The sequence below is a fragment of the Microbacterium sp. zg.B48 genome, from assembly GCF_024623505.1.
Lineage (GTDB): Bacteria > Actinomycetota > Actinomycetes > Actinomycetales > Microbacteriaceae > Microbacterium.
Genome location: NZ_JANJFE010000003.1, coordinates 51,104 through 67,697, shown reverse-complemented (window position 1 = coordinate 67,697; position 16,594 = coordinate 51,104). Strand labels below are relative to the sequence as shown.

Genomic DNA, 16,594 nt, shown 5'->3' with positions numbered 1-16,594 from the left:
AGACCGAATCGCCGCGTGCCGGCGAGTGAACGAGAGGGGGAGCCGTGGCCAAGATGACGGCTCCCCCCTCTCGCGCCGGCCGCCCGGAACGGGCTCCCCGCCGCACCGCAGCGCGGCAGCCCGTGGACGTGCGGGGCTGGCTCGGCGGCATCCGCCTGTCCGGATTCATGGTCATCATGCTCGGACTCGTGGTCCTGGCCGCGTTCGTCCTCGTGCCGACGATCGGCACGTACGTGGACCAGCGCCAGCAGATCGGGGCGCTGCAGGCCGCGGTGCAGGTCAGCCGCGACGACGTCGCCGACCTGGAAGCGCAGCGCGACCGCTGGACCGACCCGGCCTACATCACCACGCAGGCGCGGGAGCGGCTCTACTACGTCAAGCCCGGCGAGGTCGTCTACCTGGTGGACAACGACCTCCCCGCGGCGCTGGTCCCACAGGAGCAGGCGGCCGTCAGCGGCGATGTCGAGCAGACCCGCACGGACTGGATGGCGCAGTTCGTCCGCTCCGTGACGGAGGCGGGGATGGCCCAGACCGTCGCGCCGCCCTCCATCGGGGTTCCCGATATCGCGCCGGAAGAGACGCCGGCCGGCACTCCGTGACTTCCGCGGCACCGGCGGCCAGCGTCGTCCCAGCCGCGGAACGGTACCCTGGGCGGCGTGACCACCCCGCCGTTCCCGCCCGTTCGTGAGACTGATCTGCGCGTCCTGCGTGCCCAGCTCGGGCGACCCGCCCGCGGCGTCGTGGGGATCGCCGCGCGCTGCGTGTGCGGCAACCCGACGGTGGCGGCCACGGCACCTCGCCTCGAGGACGGAACGCCGTTTCCGACGTTCTACTACCTGACTCACCCGGCCGCGACCGCCGCCATGTCGGGGCTGGAGGCGGGGCAGGTGATGCGCGCGCTGAGCGACGACCTGGAGGCGGACTCCGACCTCGCCGACGCGTACCAGCGCGCCCACGAGGCGTATCTGCGCGACCGTGCGGGGTTCGGTGCGGTCGCGGAGATCTCCGGGATCTCGGCCGGGGGCATGCCCACCCGGATCAAGTGCCTGCACGCGCTGGTGGCGCATTCGCTCGCGGCGGGACCCGGCGTGAACCCGATCGGCGACCGCGCACTGGCGCTGTCCTCGTGGTCACCGCTGCGCTGCGTATGCGCAGAACCGGGAGGCGGTGCATGATCCGGCCGCTGCTGGCCGTCTGCGCCTCAGCGCTGGCCGTGGTGCTGCTGACCGGGTCGGCCGTGATCCCGGACGCATCCGCGCAGGATCCGGTGCGCGCCGCGGAGTACTGGCTCGACGACTACGGCGTCAAGGCGGCGTGGGCCACCACTCGGGGCGCGGGAGTGCGGATCGCGATCATCGACACCGGGATCGCTCGCGGTCCGGCGGAGTTCGAGGGCGCGGTGGTCGGCGGGACCGACGTGTCGGGAACGGGCGCACCGGACGGTCGCGCGCCGGTCGGCGCCGTGGACTCCAATCACGGCAGCTGGGTGGCCTCGCTGGCCGCCGCACGCGGCACCGGCCCGTCGACCGGGATGATCGGCGTCGCGCCGCAGGCGGAGCTGCTCTCGGTATCGGTCGGCTTCGGGTCGTCCGCGAAGGTGCCCTTCACGGAGCAGATCGCCGAGGCGATCCGGTGGTCGGTCGACAACGGTGCCGACGTGATCAACCTGTCGCTGACCACCAACACACTGGACTGGGACAAGAGCTGGGACTCCGCGTTCCTGTACGCCCACGAACACGACGTCGTCGTCGTCGTCGCCGCCGGAAACCGGGGCAGCGGCACGTCCCGCGTCGGCGCGCCGGCAACGATCCCCGGCGTGCTGACCGTGGCCGGAGTCGACCCGTCCGGGCGGGCGAGTCTCGAGGCATCCACCCAGGGCATCACCATCGGCGTCTCGGCACCGAGTGAGGATCTCGTCGGGGTGTCTGCCGACGGCCGGCTCGTGCTGTGGAACGGCACCAGCGGCGCCGCGCCGATCGTAGCCGGCGTCGCGGCGCTCGTGCGCGCCGCCCACCCGGATCTGGACGCCGCCAACGTCATCAACCGCATCATCCGCACCGCCCGGCCCGTGGCATCCGCACGGGCGGTGCCAGATCCGCTGTACGGGTACGGACTCGTGGATGCCGCGGCGGCCGTCTCGGCGAACGTGCCCGCGGTCACCGCCAACCCCATGGGCAGCCTGGAGGAGTGGATCCGCCTCTACCGTCGTGCCGAGACCGACCCCGAGCCGGCCCCGACGGTCAAGCCTGTCGAGGTGCCGCCGCTGCCCCCCTCGGATGCCGCACGCCGGGTCTCCACCCCGCTGCTGCCCTCGACGGATTCGCTGCTCTATGGCACGCTGCCGCTGATGGGGGGATCAGCCACCGCTATACTTGTGGCTCTCGGCGTCATCGCAGCTGTCCGACGTATCCGATTGGCGTCACGGGCGCCGAGCCGCTGATCCCCAGGAGTACTCCCCACGTGAGCAACACCGTGCCAAAAATCCTCATAGTCGGTGGCGGCTACGCGGGCTTCTACACTGCCTGGAAGCTCGAGAAGCATCTGCGCAAGGGCGAGGCCGAGGTGACCATCGTCGACCCGCTGCCGTACATGACCTACCAGCCGTTCCTGCCTGAGGTCGCGGCCGGATCCATCGAAGCCCGGCACTCCGTCGTCGCGCTGCGCCGCCACCTCAAGCGCACCACGGTGGTCGCCGCCAAGGTGACCGGGATAAGCCACGCGAACAGAGTCGCCACGATCACCCCGATCGCCGGTGCGCCCTACGAACTCGAGTACGACCAGATCGTGGTCACCGCCGGGGCCGTCTCGCGCACGTTCCCGATCCCGGGCATCGCCGACAACGCGATCGGACTCAAGACGATCGAGGAGGCCGTCGCGATCCGCGACCGCCTGATGTCCAACTTCGACAAGGCCTCCACGCTTCCGCCCGGACCCGAGCGGGACCGTCTGCTGACGGTCGTCGTGGTCGGCGGCGGGTTCGCGGGAATCGAGGTGTTCGCAGAACTGCGTTCGCTGGCGTCGTCGCTGGTGGCGCGCTACCCGGAGATCACCTTCGACGACACGCACTTCCACCTCATCGAGGCGATGGGTCGGATCATGCCCGAGGTGTCGCTGAAGACCAGCGAATGGGTGCTGAAGGATCTCGCCAAGCGCGCCGCCTACGTGCACCTGGACACCCAGGTCACCGGCGCCCTCGGCGGCAACGTCGAGCTGTCCACCGGAGAGGTGATTCCGAGCGACCTGATCATCTGGACTGCCGGCGTCATGGCCAACCCGACCGTCGTCCGCGGCGGAGACCTGCCCGTCGAGGAACGCGGTCGCATCCAGACCCGCGCCGACCTCCGCGTGGGCACCGACGACGAGATCGTCGAGGGCGCCTGGGCAGCAGGGGATGTTTCGGCCGTTCCCGACCTGTCCGGCGGTGGCGTCGGCGGATACTGTGTTCCGAACGCGCAGCACGCCGTCCGCCAGGCAAAGCTGCTCGCCAAGAACCTCGTGGCGGTCCTGCGCGGCGAGCTGCCGCGGGAGTATTTCCACAAGAACCTGGGCGCGGTCGCCGGCCTCGGTCTGTACAACGGCGTCTTCCAATCCGGCAACCTCGCACTCAAGGGGTTCATCGCGTGGGTCGCGCACCGTGGATACCACGGCCTGGCGATGCCGTCGTGGGAGCGCAAGTTCCGGGTCGTGTGGGGCTGGTGGAACAACCTGTGGCTGGGCCGCGACCTGGTCAATCTGCAGGCCGTCCAGGATCCGCGGTACGTCTTCGAAGAATTCGCCGCGCGCCCGCGCACGCCGCAGCCCGTCGAGGCGGCTCCCGCCAAGGTGCCCGTCGTGGCGGATGCACCCAAGCAGGTCTCCGCACGCGGCTGACCGGTACCGTGGAGGCGGGCCTGCGTGCACGCCCCCGTAGCCCAACCGGGAGAGGCAGGCGACTTAAAATCGCCCAAGTGTGGGTTCGAATCCCACCGGGGGTACGGTTCTCCCGCGTGATTCCGCGCAATGCGCCCCAACTGGCTCCGGCCGGATGGGGCGCATTCGCTACTTACTCGCTGTTTTCAGCGAACATCGCGAGCGTTGAAGTCGGTCGGGTCCCTCGTGCAGCATCTGGATGTAGTCGGTCGCTTGTGCCCCCAATCGAACGCTTACTCTGAACGCCCTGACGCCCTCGGGCTCACCCTTCACCGGGTGGGTTCGGGGGCGTCTTTCGTCGTGTGCCCGCCATCGTTGTCCTCATATGCGAATCGGGGTATCTTGCGATCACCGGTTAGGGTCGGCCGGGAATCTGCTGGAGGATCATGCCCACGAGCGATGCAGACCACCAAGGTCACCCCCGTGCCGTGACATGGGCGTCTGGGTTGTGGATATTGGGCACGGCGGTAGGTCTGGTCAGCGCGGTACTCCTCTTTTCCGCGGTCCCCTCCCCGGGTTATCTGCTTGCGGTGCCGACCAGCGACAGCGAGAGGGCAGCGGGGATCGGGGTGCTGCTTGCGGCCTGGAGCCTGGCCCGACTGGTGTTCGCGTGGTTCATGCTTCGCGGCCACGTTTGGGCGCGTACAGTCCTCACGGCGCTGGCCGGACTGGGCCTCGCGGTCATCACTTTCCATTTCGAGTATGTGACTGCGCTGAACTGTATCGCTGCGGCCATAAATGTGGTGGCCGTCGTGCTGCAGTTCCTACCTTCTTCCAACGCGTACTTCTCGCGCTGCTATCACCGCACACATGCGCCCTTCGATGCCCCAGAACAGCCGCTGAGGCCGAGCGAGCGACGAGCGCAGATTTAGACGGAGCACGGCATCGGTCAGTTGGGTTCTCCCATCCCCGCTGGCAACTCAGAGCATTGAGCGGGTGGACCCGGGTGTGACCCGTCGCTGGCACACTGAGTGCATGACCTGCCCTGAGTGCGGCTCGCACAACATCGAACCCATGGACGCCCGCGTGGCGGTTCGCGCCGCATTCGAGTGCAAGAAGTGCGACCACTCGTGGGAGGTTCCTTCTCCGCCAGCTCACGATGTCCGCCTGAGCCTCTGAAGGACCAATAGCTCGCTGCCGAATGCATTGAACTGGGGTCCCGATGACGCCCTCGGGCTCACCCCCTTATTGGGTGGGTTCGGGGGCGTTATTCGTCGTAGCCGCTATGGGGTCGATCGCCATACGATTCGACGTGTGCTCGAACGACAAATCCAAACGATGCTGGACGACATCACGTTCCACGCGGAGGTACTGGACGTAGCGACGGATACCGACAGCCGGCGCCGGGCCGTGGAATCCGCACTGGCGCTGGTGTACCGGGTACAGGATGCCTTGCATAAGCGGCTCAAGAACGTCTATTGGGATGCCGTCGACGGAACGCCGGACGGTCAGCTCACTGGTGCGCTGAACCTAGTGCGCAACGTGAATACCCACTCGCTGGTGGTGGTGGAGTCAGCCTTCGGTGAGCTGTCTCCGAGCGATCATCTGCATCCGAGGCCTGCGGTGGTTACCGGCGCGATGATGCGATGGTCGGACTTCGGCGACGTCGAGGAAGAACTCGAGGCGCCACGGAAGAACCAGACTGATCGCAGGCCCTACTACCGTGCACATCTGTCCCAGGCGGCGGTGGTGCCAACCCTCCGAACGGTCGTCGGGTTCTACGAGGGACTCACCGAGGACGATTGAGGCACGCACTGTCGTCGGCTCACCGCGTTCCGCCACGCGACGTTGGTCGGCGGCCACGGCGTCCACTCGACGACGACGACGTATCTCCGCGCACCCCGCACCGCGCATCCCTACTGTCCGCTTCGGTGCGGAGGGGTTTTCTGGGGAGACGGAGGTATTGAGGTGCAGGCGCGTGGTACCGGATGATCGGAACTCATACGACAACGGTGGGGAGGTCGACATGTTCGCTGAACTCTGGGGGTTCCTACGCTGGCTCATGAGCTGGTGGAGGTGATCACGAGTTTCAACATCAACGCCCCGCGTCCTGCGCCCCCAGGTGAATGGACGCGGGGCGTCAAATGTTGCACGACGCCTGGCGACGCCGACAGGTGTCAGCCTCTCTTCGGGGATTCCCCCGATTCCCGGAGGGGGGCCACCGGTCTTCCTTCCAGCACACCGCGGCGCGTGGTCTCCCGGGTGGTCGACAGAGGCGCGTGCGGGCTGCTGTCTTGTGTGCACGGAGCCGTGGCCGCCACGCCACGTAGGGAGAGGGTGTTGCCGAGTGATTCGCAACCCTCTATCGCCCAAGTGTGGGTTCGAATCCCACCGGGGGTACGGTTCCTCGCACCATCCGCAGGACGGTGTGCGGAACCCTTTCCGGCGCAGCCCTAGGCTTACGCCATGTGCTTCCCCTCGCCGGAGAACGTGATGCCGTGACGATCGACCTGCTCTCCACCGCCGGCTCGGGGACGCCCTGGGCGGACCCCGCCGTCTACTGGAGATCGGTGGACGCTGCCGTCGCGGAGATCTCCGGGCCGGTTGCAGCGCTGAGTCTTCCTGCCCTGCGCTACAACGCCCTCGACATGCTGGTGCGGGCCGCCGGGGTACCGATCCGCGTCGCCAGCAAATCGGTCCGCGTGCGGGACGTCCTCGATGCCGTGCTCGCACTGCCCGGATATTCCGGCATCCTCGCCTTCGCCCTTCCCGAGGCGCTCTGGCTCGCTGAAGAGCATGACGACGTGGTGATGGGGTACCCGACGGCGGACCGCGCTGCGATCGCCCGCCTGGCCGCCGATGACCGGGCCGCATCCCGGGTCACCCTGATGGTGGACGACCTCGCGCAGCTGGATCTGGTCGATGCAGTGGCGGCCCCCGCAGCGCGTGCGACGATCCGCGTCGCCATCGACGCCGATGCATCGTGGCGCGCTCCCGGGTTGGGGCACATCGGTGTGCGGCGTTCGCCGCTGCACGAGCCGGGCGAAGTGGCCGGCCTCGCTCGCGCGATCGCTGCTCGGCGCGGCTTCCGCCTGGTCGGTCTCATGATGTACGAGGCGCAGATAGCGGGCCAGGGAGATGCCACCGGCGCCGGGGACGGCATCATCCGCTGGATGCAGCGCCGCTCCGCGCAGGAGCTCCTGGAACGGCGGGCCGTCGTCGTGTCGGCGCTGCGGGACATCGCCCCGCTGGAGTTCGTCAACGGCGGGGGAACCGGATCGCTCGAGCTGACCGCATCCGATCTGGCCGTCACCGAGTTGACCGCGGGGAGCGGGCTGCTGGCCGGTCATCTCTTCGACGGCTATCGCGCGTTCGAGCCGGCGCCGGCGGCCGCGTTCGGCCTCGAGGTCGTGCGAAAGCCGATGCCGGAGATCGCGACGGTCCTCGGCGGCGGCTGGATCGCGTCCGGCCCGCCGGTGGCCTCGCGCCAGCCGATGCCGGTGTGGCCGGCGGGGTTGACCATGCTGGCGCGCGAAGGGGCCGGCGAGGTGCAGACCCCGCTGCGGGGGGATTCCGCACGATCGCTCGCCGTCGGCGACCGGGTGTGGTTCCGTCATGCCAAGAGCGGAGAGCTGGCCGAGCGGGTGGAGCGCTACCGGTTGGTGGAGGACGGACGAGCGGTCGGCGAAGCGCCCACCTACCGGGGCGAGGGGAAGGCTTTCCTGTGACCCGTCTCGGCGGAACGTGGCACAACTGGAGTCGCACCGAGACCGTCCGGCCGCAGCGGGTCGAGACGCCCGCCTCGACCGCCGCCGTGCAGCGCTCCGTCCAGGCCGCCGCTGCGCGCGGGATGCCGCTCAAGGCGGTCGGCGCCGGTCACAGCTTCACCGGCATCGCGCTGGCCCCCGGCGTGCTGCTGGATCTGACCGACCTGACCGGGCTCGTCTCAGTGGACCGTGACCGCGCACGGGTCACCCTGCGCGCCGGCACGCGGCTGCATCAGGTGCCGAAGCTGCTGGCGCCGTATGGACTGGCGATGCCCAACCTGGGGGACATCGATCGTCAATCCATCGCCGGGGCGATCTCGACCGGCACGCACGGCACCGGGGCGCGCTTCGGCGGCCTGGCCACGCAGGTGACCGGCGTGACGCTGATCACTTCGGGCGGTGACCTGCTCACGGTGGATGAGAACGAGAACACCGACCTGCTCGGGGCCGTCGCTCTGGGTCTGGGTGCGCTGGGCATCCTGGTGGAAGTGACGCTGCAGTGCGTGCCCGCCTTCCTGCTGCACGCGGTGGAGCGCCCTGAGCCGTTGGAAGCGGTCTTGGGCAGTCTGGACTCGCTCGTCGCGGCATCCGATCACTTCGAGTTCTACTGGTTTCCGCACACCGAGCTGGCGATGACCAAGACCAACACGCGCCTGCCGGAGAGCGCCGTGCGTCATCCGCTGCCGCCGCTGCGCAGATGGGTCGACGACGTCGCCGTCGGTGGCCTGGCCCACCAGCTCGCCTGCAGCATCGCGCGGACGGTCCCGGCCGCGGCGCCGGCGATCAACCGGCTCTCAGCCAGAGTGTGGAGCGATCGCGAATTCACGGATGCCTCGGCCCGCGTCTTCGCGACGGAACGATTCGTCCGCTTCCGCGAGATGGAGTTCGCGGTGCCGGCCGGGAACGTCCGACCCGCGTTCGAGGCCGTGCGCGCGCTGATCGAGGACCGCGGGTGGCGAATCGCCTTCCCGGTCGAGGTGCGCTTCGCCGCAGCCGATGACGTGTGGATGTCGACCGCGCACGGGCGTGCGTCCGGATACATCGCCGTGCACCGCTACTGGCGGGAGGATCACGCGGAGTATTTCGAGGCCGTGGAGCACATCATGATCGGGTTCGAGGGTCGCCCGCACTGGGGCAAGCTGCACTCGCTGGACGCCGGGATGCTGCGGGGCCGATACCGGCGGTTCGACGAGTTCGTCGCCCTGCGCGATCGGCTGGACCCCGACCGGATGTTCGATAACCCCTACCTCCGGCGTGTGCTCGGGTGAGTATGGGCTGGGAGTCGTGAGACGGCTCTCATGAAGCCCGGTGCGCCTCGCTAGGATGAGACAAACCTCGAACGGAGTCGCACGCTATGTGGGAATGGCTTATCCCAGTACTGATCGTTGTGGCGCTGGTCGTCATCGTCGGCATCTACCTGTGGGCGACCTACAACTCGCTCGTCGCGCTGAACGTGCGCGTCGACGAGGCATGGAGCGACATCACGGTCCAGCTGAAACGCAGGGCCGACCTGCTGCCCAACCTGATCGAGGCCGTCAAGGGCTACGCGGCGCATGAGAAGGCCGTCTTCGAGAATGTCACCCGTGCCCGGGCTGAGACGCTGACGGCGGGGGGTCCCGCCGAGGCGGGTGTGGCCGAAGGGCACATGCAGCAGGCGCTGAAGTCGCTTTTCGCAGTCGCCGAAGCGTATCCGCAGCTGCAGGCGAGCCAGAACTTCCTGCAGCTGCAGCAGTCCATCGTCGACACCGAGGACAAGATCCAGGCGTCCCGCCGGTTCTACAACGGCGGCGTGCGGGAGCTGAACACCAAGATCAAGGTGTTCCCGAACAATCTCTTCGCCCGCAACCTGGGCTTCCACGAGCGCGAGTTCTTCGAAGTCGTGGACGGCGCGGCGATCTCGGAGCCGCCGCGGGTTCAGTTCTGACGCCGAGCGGATCACTGTGCGAGGCCACGATGATGCGCTCGAGTGTCAGGCTCGAGTAGCAGCCCCGCGGACGGCGTATCGAGATCCCGTGGGCCTCCGCGGAAACCTCTGATGTACACCGCCATCGCCCGCAACAAGCGCAACACGTGGGTCATCCTGATCGGCTTCGTGCTGTTCCTGGGCGGGATCGGTGTCCTGGCCGGCTGGCTGGCCGGCAACAACTGGTGGATCACCGCGTTCATCCTCGTGTTCGCGGCCGGGTACGCGACCTTCCAGTACTTCTTCGCGGACCGCGAGGCTCTGGCGATGGCAGGTGCCGTCCAGGTGGAGCGCAGCGATGCCCCGCGCTACTACCGGATCGTGGAGAACCTGTGCATCACCACCGGCACGGTGATGCCGAAGCTGTACGTCGTGGATGATCCGGCACCGAACGCGTTCGCCACCGGCCGCAAACCCGAAGAGGCCTCGATCACCGCGACGACCGGCCTGTTCGAACTGATGACCGACCGCGAGCTCGAGGGCGTGCTCGGCCACGAGCTCGGACACATCCGCAACTACGACATCCGCGTGTCGCTGATCGTCTTCGGGCTGGTCGTCGCGGTGGCCATCCTGGCCGACCTGTTCCTGCGCCTCGCGTTCTTCGGGGGAGCCCGTCGCAGCGGAAACAACCAGGCGCAGCTGCTCTTCGTGGTCTTCGGTGTGGTGGCGGCCCTGGTCGCCCCGCTGCTGGCAGGCGCCGTCCAGGCGGCCATCTCGCGTCAGCGTGAGTACCTCGCCGACGCCACCAGCGCGATGACCACCCGGGATCCGGACGCGCTCGCATCAGCGCTGGGCAAGCTCGCGGAGTACGGGCGCCCGCTGCAGAAAGCCAGCACGTCGATGGCGCACCTGTGGATCGCGGATCCGCTGAAACCCAATGCGCTGGCCCGGATGTTCTCCACCCACCCGCCGATCCCCGACCGGATCGAACGGCTCAGGACCATGGGCGGGACGTTCTAAGACCCTGGTCCGCTGCCTCCGCCACGTCGTCGCCGACCGCTATCCTCGCCGGTATGCATCGACTCACCCGCGAGGGGGCGCGTCGCATCGCGGTGCGCGCTCAGCTGCTCACGGCAGATCGTCCGGGTGGGATCGTCGAAGCCGTCGACGGCCTGTCTCTGGTGAACATCGACCCGACCGCGGCGGTCGCTCCCAGCGCCGACCACATTCTGTGGAGCCGGATCGGATGGCCCTACCAGGCGGCGGATCTGATGCGCGTCACCGAAGACGACCGCGCGGTGTTCGAGTGGGCGGGCTTCTACCGGCCGATGGCCGACCTGCCGCTCTTCCGGCCGCTGATGCGCGCGTGGCCACCGTACCGTCAGCACCGCGAGTGGCTGGCCGCCAACGACCGCTTCCGCCGCGACGTGCTCGCTCGACTGCGCAGCGAGGGGCCTTTGCGCACGGGCCAGATCCCGGACACCAGTCAGGTCGCCTGGAAGTCCACGGGCTGGACGAACAACAGGAACGTCACCCAGATGCTCGAGTTCCTGGTGCTCCGCGGCGAGGTGGCGATCTCCGGCCGGGACGGCAAGGAGCGGGTGTGGGATGTCGCCGAGCGCGTCTACCCCGCCGACACCGTCGAGCTCTCCGCGGAGGAGGCGGGTCGCCTGCGTGCCGAGCGGAGGCTGGGGTACCTCGGGCTGGCCCGCGCGAAGGCGCCACGCCAGCCGGTTGAGCCGCTGGATGTCGGGACGGCGGGGGAGGAGGCCGTGGTGGAGGGAGTCCCGGGCAGCTGGCGCGTTGATCCGACACTGCTGCACCCGCCCGATCCCTTCCAGCCGCGCACCGCACTGCTCTCGCCGTTCGACCGGCTGGTCTCCGACCGTGCCCGCGCTCAGGAGCTGTTCGACTTCGAGTACGTCGTGGAGATGTACAAACCGGCCGCGCAGCGCCGATGGGGGTACTTCGCGCTGCCGATCCTCCACGGCGATCGGCTGATCGGAAAGCTGGATGCCGCGGCAGACCGCAAAGCCGGGGTCTTCCGCGTCTCCGCCATCCATCACGACGAGCCGTTCACGGCCGAGGTCGCGGCGGCGGTGGAGCGGGAGGTGCAGGATCTCGCCGCCTGGCTCGGGCTGGAGGTGACCGGCATCCCGGGATCCTGACTCCGGAGCGGCGGTGGCAGGCCGAGGCGGTCAGTCCAGTGCGAGCACCATCTCGTCGCCGCGGAAAGTCACCGTCCCACGCAATGACCAGTCGTCCGCGCGATAGGTGAAGCTCGCTGCACCGCCGTCAGAGGTCAGCCCGGTGGCGGTGGCCACCACGACGCCACCGGTTGCGGCGAACGTGCGCTGGTCGGGGGCGAAGGCGAGCACGGGCAGCTGTTCGATCCGGAAGGCGATGGACTCCAGTGTGGCCAGGTCGGCCGCCCAGGGCACCCGCAGGCCGCAGTCGGGGGGCACCGCGGACGCCGGCTGCGTGCACGCGTCCGCGTACGCGTTCAGCTGCGCTTGGCCGGCAGCGGTCGCGTCCGGGGCGATGGATGCGTTGATGCGCACAGCGGCGGGCTCGTCGGTGCTGAGCGCGACGGAGGCTTCGCCGGTCAGGAGTCCGCGGGGCGCGGGGCGAACCGGATACTCGGCGGGCAGCAGCAGGATGGGGCGCGCCGTCGACGCCAGCGCACCGCCCACCCACGCGGAATCCCCGAGCGGCGTGCCCGCGGCGGACACCACGGTCACCTCGAGAGACGCCAGGTAGTCGCCGGTGAGCTCCCACCGGCCGCCGTCGTCTCGGAGTGCGAAGGACACCTCGCGGCGCTCCCCGGCGATCACGGCCGATGCGCGCACAGTCGTCGCATCGGCGCCGGTCGTGATCTCCTCGACTCGGGTTTCCGAGGCGTACGCGTCGGCGCCGGCGAACGAGTCCATCAGAACCCGCTCGGCGTCCTCGTCCACGTCGTTGCCGCGCATGGCGTCGATCGTCGCGAAATCGCCCCCGGCGAGCGCGGTGAGGTAGCTGCGAGCGGCATCCTCCGCGCTGGGCGGCCGGCTGAGCGACCACCAGGCCAGCGCCCCGGCGATCACCAGCAGGACGGCTGCACCCGCGGCGATCCAGACGGTCGCGGTGCGCTTCACGCCTCCACGCTAGCGCCGGCTCGATCCTCCGGCGCCGGTTCGTCCCGCTCCAGCGGGATCGCCGCCGCGGCACCGGCCTCGTGTCGCCGGGCCTCCGGCATCGCGCCGGCCAGATCATCGGCCGCGTCCCCCCACCGCGAGACCGAGACCGCGTTCAGCCCCTGCCAGCGCGCGGCATCCCGGAGCACGTCGGCGAGGCGGGCGGCGGCATCCGTGGGGTGATCAGGCTCCCACCATGCGGACTGGACCAGCAGGGTCGAGGCGCCGCGGTCGGCCTTCAGGTCCACGCGTCCGACGATGTCATCGTCGATCAGCACAGGCAGCGAGTAGTACCCGTAGCGTCGGCGCGGCGCGGGCGTGTAGATCTCGATGCGGTAGTCGAAGTCGAACAGGCGCTGCGCGCGGTCGCGGAACCAGACCACCGGATCGAACGGGGTCAGGATCGCCGCGGCATCCACCCTCCGCGGCACAGAGGCGCTGCTGTGCATCCATGCTTTGGCGGGTCGCCCCGCAGCCTGCCATCCCTGGACGGTGACCGGCCGCAGTACCCCCGCGTCCTCGAGGTTGCGGATGGCGGACACCACCGCGCCGCGGTCTTTCAGGCGCCAGTAGTCGGCGAGATCGGATGCCGTGGCCACCCCGTACGCTTTGGCGGCGCGCGCGATCAGCTCGGCAATGGCGTAATCACGGGGTACCGGTGCGGCGAGCACCTCGGCGGGCACGACATCCTCGGCCAGACCGTAGCGTCGCTCGAAACCGCGGCGCCCGGCGATGGCCACCTCGCCGAAGAGCCAGAGATACTCCAACGCCCGCTTCACGACATCCCAGTCCCACCACGGTCCGCGCGCCGTCGTTCCGGCATCGTGCTCGATCTGCGCCGGACGAAGGGGTCCGCGATCGGCCAGCTCGGCGCGAACCCAATCCACGATCTCGCGGTGAGTCTGGTACCAGCTGTCCGGCTCGCTGCCGTATTTCGCCCGCAGGTCATCCATCCGAAAGCGGAACAGACCCCAGTCGACGGCGGGGATGAACGACGCGACGTGCGCCCAGTATTCGACGTACGGTGCCCGCCGCGAGAACAGGAGCTTGTCCAGCGCCGCGGTGTCGTAGGGCCCCAGCCGCGAGAACAGCGGCATGTAATGCGATCGAGCGAAGACGTTGACCGAGTCGATCTGCAGGGTCGCCATCCGCGTGAGGGCGAGATTCAGCTGCCGCGTTCCGGCAACCGTCGGGGCGGGCTGCGCGAAACCCTGAGCGGCCAGGGCGATCCGGCGCGCCTCCGGCAGGCTCAGCGACTCCTTCACGGCGGCAAGCCTAGTGGCTGAGTCCGACACGCCCGCGGCGTGGATCCGGCCGGCGGGGGAGTGGATCTCGATGCGGCCGCTGCGCGGCCTACTCGACCGGTGATCTCGATACGGCCGCTGCGCGGCCTACTCGATCTAGAGTCGAGCCGCCTCAACGCCGCTTCGCGGCATTGACCCGGCTCGACTCTAGACTGGCGGGATGAGCAGTGGCCCCGACAACCAGCCTCGAAGCTCCCTCTTCGATGCACTCCGGGACCGCAATCGGGTGGTCACCTCCGAGTTGTCGGGAACCATTCCGCGCGGGCTTCGGGTTGCGACCGCGTACGCGTGGCGTTTTCTGGTGGTGGCAGCGGCCGTCGGTGTCGCGATCTGGCTCGTCATCCAGCTGAAGCTGCTGGTCATCCCGCTGCTGATCTCCATCCTGGTGACCGCGTTGCTGTGGCCGGCCTTCGCGTGGATGCTGCGACACCGGGTGCCGCGCTGGCTTGCGATCGCGATATCTGTCCTCGGCACCCTTGCCATCGTCGCCGGCCTGCTGTGGCTGGTGATCTGGCAGGTGACCCGCGAGTGGTCCTCCGTGCAGACCCGCACGGTCGAGGCCCTCGAGCAGTTCCGTCAGTACCTGATCGATGGGCCGCTGCACCTGACCGCGAGTCAGATCGATGACCTGCTGGGCCAGTCGCTGACGCTTGTGCAGGAGCAGGCGGAACTCCTGCTGTCCGGGGCTCTCGCGCTCGGAACCACGCTCGGTCACGTCGCCGTCGGAGCACTGCTGTCCCTGTTCATCCTGCTGTGCCTGCTCGCCGACGGCGGGGGCATCTGGCGATGGACCACGCGGCTGTTCCCGCAGCGTGCCCGACCCGCCGTGGACGGAGCCGCGCGCGCCGGCTGGGTCATGGTGGTCAACTACTCGCGCACCCAGCTGCTGGTGGCCACCATCGACGCGGTCGGCATCGGGCTCGGCGCCTTCCTGCTGGGGGTTCCGCTGGCGATCCCCGTCGCGGTGCTGGTCTTCCTCGGCGCGTTCGTCCCCATCGTCGGCGCGGTGGTCACCGGTGCCCTGGCGGTGTTCTTGGCGCTGGTGTACAACGGCGCCTGGATCGCGCTGTGGATGCTGGTCGTCGTCCTGGCGGTGCAGCAGATCGAGGGGCACGTCCTGCAGCCGCTGCTCATGGGCTCGGCCGTCAAGGTCCACCCCCTCGCCGTCGTCCTGGTGGTGGCCGGCGGCGCTCTGATCGCCGGCATCCCCGGGGCCCTGTTCGCCGTGCCGCTGGCCGCCTTCGTCAATGTCTTCGCCGTCTACATCACCGGTCGAACGTGGGAGGGCGGCGGGCGGGCGTCCTCGCGCGACCTGATCTGGACGACCGTGCCCCGCCCAAGGAAGGTTCGTTCTTGAGTATCCCGACCCTGGCGGAGTTCGAGGACGCCGCCGCCTTCCTCGACGGCGTGATCACACGCACGCCCATCGACCAGTCGCTGCACCTGTCCGAGCTGATGGGCGTGCCCGTGCATCTCAAGCTGGAGAATCTGCAGCGGACCGGCTCCTTCAAGATCCGCGGGGCGACCTATCGGCTGTCCCGTCTGACCGCCGAGGAGCGCGCGCGCGGGGTCGTGGCAGCGTCGGCGGGCAACCACGCACAGGGCGTCGCGCTGGCGGCGCAGGCGCTGGGCATCGCGGCCACGATCTTCATGCCGCTCGGCGTCCCGGTACCCAAGCTGCTGGCCACCCGCGGGTACGGTGCCGACGTCATCCTGGACGGCGCCACCGTGGAGACCCCGCTGCGCCTGGCAGCCGAGTTCGCCGAACGGACGGGTGCCGTCCTGATCCCGCCGTACGACCATCGCGACATCATCGTCGGTCAGGGCACTCTGGGCCTGGAGCTGTTCGATGCGGTGCCGGATCTGGACACGGTGCTGCTCGGGATCGGCGGAGGAGGCCTCATCGCCGGTGTCGCGGCCGCGGTCAAGGCGCGCGCTGCCGCGGTCGGGCGGACCGTGCGGATCATCGGAGTGCAGGCCGAGAACTCCGCGGCCTACCCGTCCTCGCTCGCAGCCGGGCATCCGCTCCAGGTCGACACGCTGCCGACGATCGCGGACGGGATCGCGGTGGCCCGACCGGGGGACATCCCGTTCGAGATCATCCGCCAGCTCGTGGACGAGGTCATCACCGTCACCGACGATGACATCGCCCGCGCCCTCCTGGTGCTGCTCGAGCGTGCCAAGCAGGTGGTCGAGCCCGCCGGCGCGGTGGGGGTCGCGGCAATCCTGGCGGGCAAGGTGACACCGACCGGTCCGACCGTGTCGGTGCTGTCCGGCGGCAATATCGACCCCCTGCTGCTGCAGCGGGTCGTCTCACACGGGCTGGCGGCATCAGGTCGCTACATGAGCCTGCGGATCCCGCTGCCGGATCGCCCGGGACAGCTCGCGCGGGTGTCGGAACTGCTCGCGCAGGCCGGGGCCAACGTGATCGAAGTCATGCACACGCGTCACGGTCAGGGACTGCAGATCAGCGAGGTGATCCTGCAGCTGAGCGTGGAGACGCGCGGCGAGGAGCACCGGGCTCACGTCATCGCCGTCCTGTCGGCGGCCGGTTTCAGTCCGGTCGTCGTACCCGACTGAGGTCGGTCCGGCGCG

15 protein-coding genes and 1 tRNA gene are annotated in these 16,594 nt (G+C 69.2%); 14 read left to right on the top strand and 2 right to left on the bottom strand.

What is annotated here, in order from left to right:
* Nucleotides 1-53: 53 nt before the first annotated feature.
* From NQ152_RS02160 to NQ152_RS02105, 12 genes are all read left to right on the top strand, one after another.
* Nucleotides 54-599 carry a septum formation initiator family protein gene (locus NQ152_RS02160; RefSeq protein ID WP_257523062.1) on the top strand — a complete coding sequence of 182 codons (546 nt, stop codon included), beginning with the start codon at nt 54-56 and terminating at the stop codon, nt 597-599.
* A gap of 57 nt (nt 600-656) precedes the next feature.
* Nucleotides 657-1,175, top strand: coding sequence for a DUF501 domain-containing protein (locus NQ152_RS02155; RefSeq protein WP_257522852.1), 519 nt, complete (start codon nt 657-659; stop codon nt 1,173-1,175).
* Nucleotides 1,175-2,440: a S8 family serine peptidase gene (locus tag NQ152_RS02150; protein WP_374113551.1), complete on the top strand. Its 1,266-nt coding sequence runs from the start codon at nt 1,175-1,177 to the stop codon at nt 2,438-2,440. The genes NQ152_RS02155 and NQ152_RS02150 overlap by 1 nt, the downstream gene beginning before the upstream one ends.
* A gap of 32 nt (nt 2,441-2,472) precedes the next feature.
* Nucleotides 2,473-3,870: an FAD-dependent oxidoreductase gene (locus tag NQ152_RS02145; RefSeq protein WP_257523061.1), complete on the top strand. Its 1,398-nt coding sequence runs from the start codon at nt 2,473-2,475 to the stop codon at nt 3,868-3,870.
* Nucleotides 3,871-3,900: 30 nt separating this feature from the next.
* Nucleotides 3,901-3,974, top strand: a tRNA-Leu gene (locus NQ152_RS02140).
* A gap of 321 nt (nt 3,975-4,295) precedes the next feature.
* Nucleotides 4,296-4,781: a hypothetical protein gene (locus NQ152_RS02135; protein ID WP_257522851.1), complete on the top strand. Its 486-nt coding sequence runs from the start codon at nt 4,296-4,298 to the stop codon at nt 4,779-4,781.
* A gap of 406 nt (nt 4,782-5,187) precedes the next feature.
* The gene (locus NQ152_RS02130; protein ID WP_257522850.1) at nt 5,188-5,655 is read left to right on the top strand and encodes a hypothetical protein; all 468 of its coding nucleotides are present in this window, start codon (nt 5,188-5,190) and stop codon (nt 5,653-5,655) included.
* Nucleotides 5,656-6,347: 692 nt separating this feature from the next.
* A complete protein-coding gene (locus NQ152_RS02125; RefSeq protein WP_257522849.1) occupies nt 6,348-7,577 on the top strand; it encodes an alanine racemase in 1,230 nt (409 codons plus the stop codon).
* Nucleotides 7,574-8,884, top strand: a complete 1,311-nt coding sequence (locus NQ152_RS02120; protein ID WP_257522848.1) for a D-arabinono-1,4-lactone oxidase — start codon at nt 7,574-7,576, stop codon at nt 8,882-8,884. The genes NQ152_RS02125 and NQ152_RS02120 overlap by 4 nt, the downstream gene beginning before the upstream one ends.
* Nucleotides 8,885-8,970: 86 nt before the next feature.
* Nucleotides 8,971-9,540 carry a LemA family protein gene (locus NQ152_RS02115; protein WP_257522847.1) on the top strand — a complete coding sequence of 190 codons (570 nt, stop codon included), beginning with the start codon at nt 8,971-8,973 and terminating at the stop codon, nt 9,538-9,540.
* A gap of 111 nt (nt 9,541-9,651) precedes the next feature.
* Nucleotides 9,652-10,539 (top strand): M48 family metalloprotease, encoded by an 888-nt coding sequence (locus tag NQ152_RS02110; RefSeq protein WP_257522846.1) that lies wholly within the window; start codon nt 9,652-9,654, stop codon nt 10,537-10,539.
* Between the two features lie 53 nt (nt 10,540-10,592).
* Complete coding sequence (locus NQ152_RS02105; RefSeq protein WP_257522845.1) at nt 10,593-11,687, top strand: DNA glycosylase AlkZ-like family protein; 1,095 nt, start codon at nt 10,593-10,595, stop codon at nt 11,685-11,687.
* A gap of 30 nt (nt 11,688-11,717) precedes the next feature.
* Here NQ152_RS02105 and NQ152_RS02100 read toward each other — a convergent pair whose 3' ends face one another.
* Together NQ152_RS02100 and NQ152_RS02095 are read right to left on the bottom strand one after the other, a co-directional pair.
* A complete protein-coding gene (locus NQ152_RS02100) occupies nt 11,718-12,656 on the bottom strand; it encodes a hypothetical protein (RefSeq protein WP_257522844.1) in 939 nt (312 codons plus the stop codon).
* Complete coding sequence (locus tag NQ152_RS02095; protein WP_257522843.1) at nt 12,653-13,960, bottom strand: winged helix-turn-helix domain-containing protein; 1,308 nt, start codon at nt 13,958-13,960, stop codon at nt 12,653-12,655. Before NQ152_RS02095 ends, NQ152_RS02100 begins: the two co-directional genes overlap by 4 nt.
* Before the next feature lie 199 nt (nt 13,961-14,159).
* Between NQ152_RS02095 and NQ152_RS02090 the strand changes: the two genes are divergently transcribed.
* On the top strand, nt 14,160-15,356 hold the full coding sequence (locus tag NQ152_RS02090; protein WP_257522842.1) for an AI-2E family transporter: 1,197 nt from the start codon (nt 14,160-14,162) through the stop codon (nt 15,354-15,356).
* Entirely contained in the window at nt 15,353-16,579 is a 1,227-nt protein-coding gene (gene ilvA, locus NQ152_RS02085; protein ID WP_257522841.1) for a threonine ammonia-lyase, read from the top strand. The genes NQ152_RS02090 and ilvA overlap by 4 nt, the downstream gene beginning before the upstream one ends.
* The last annotated feature ends 15 nt before the right edge of the window (nt 16,580-16,594 follow it).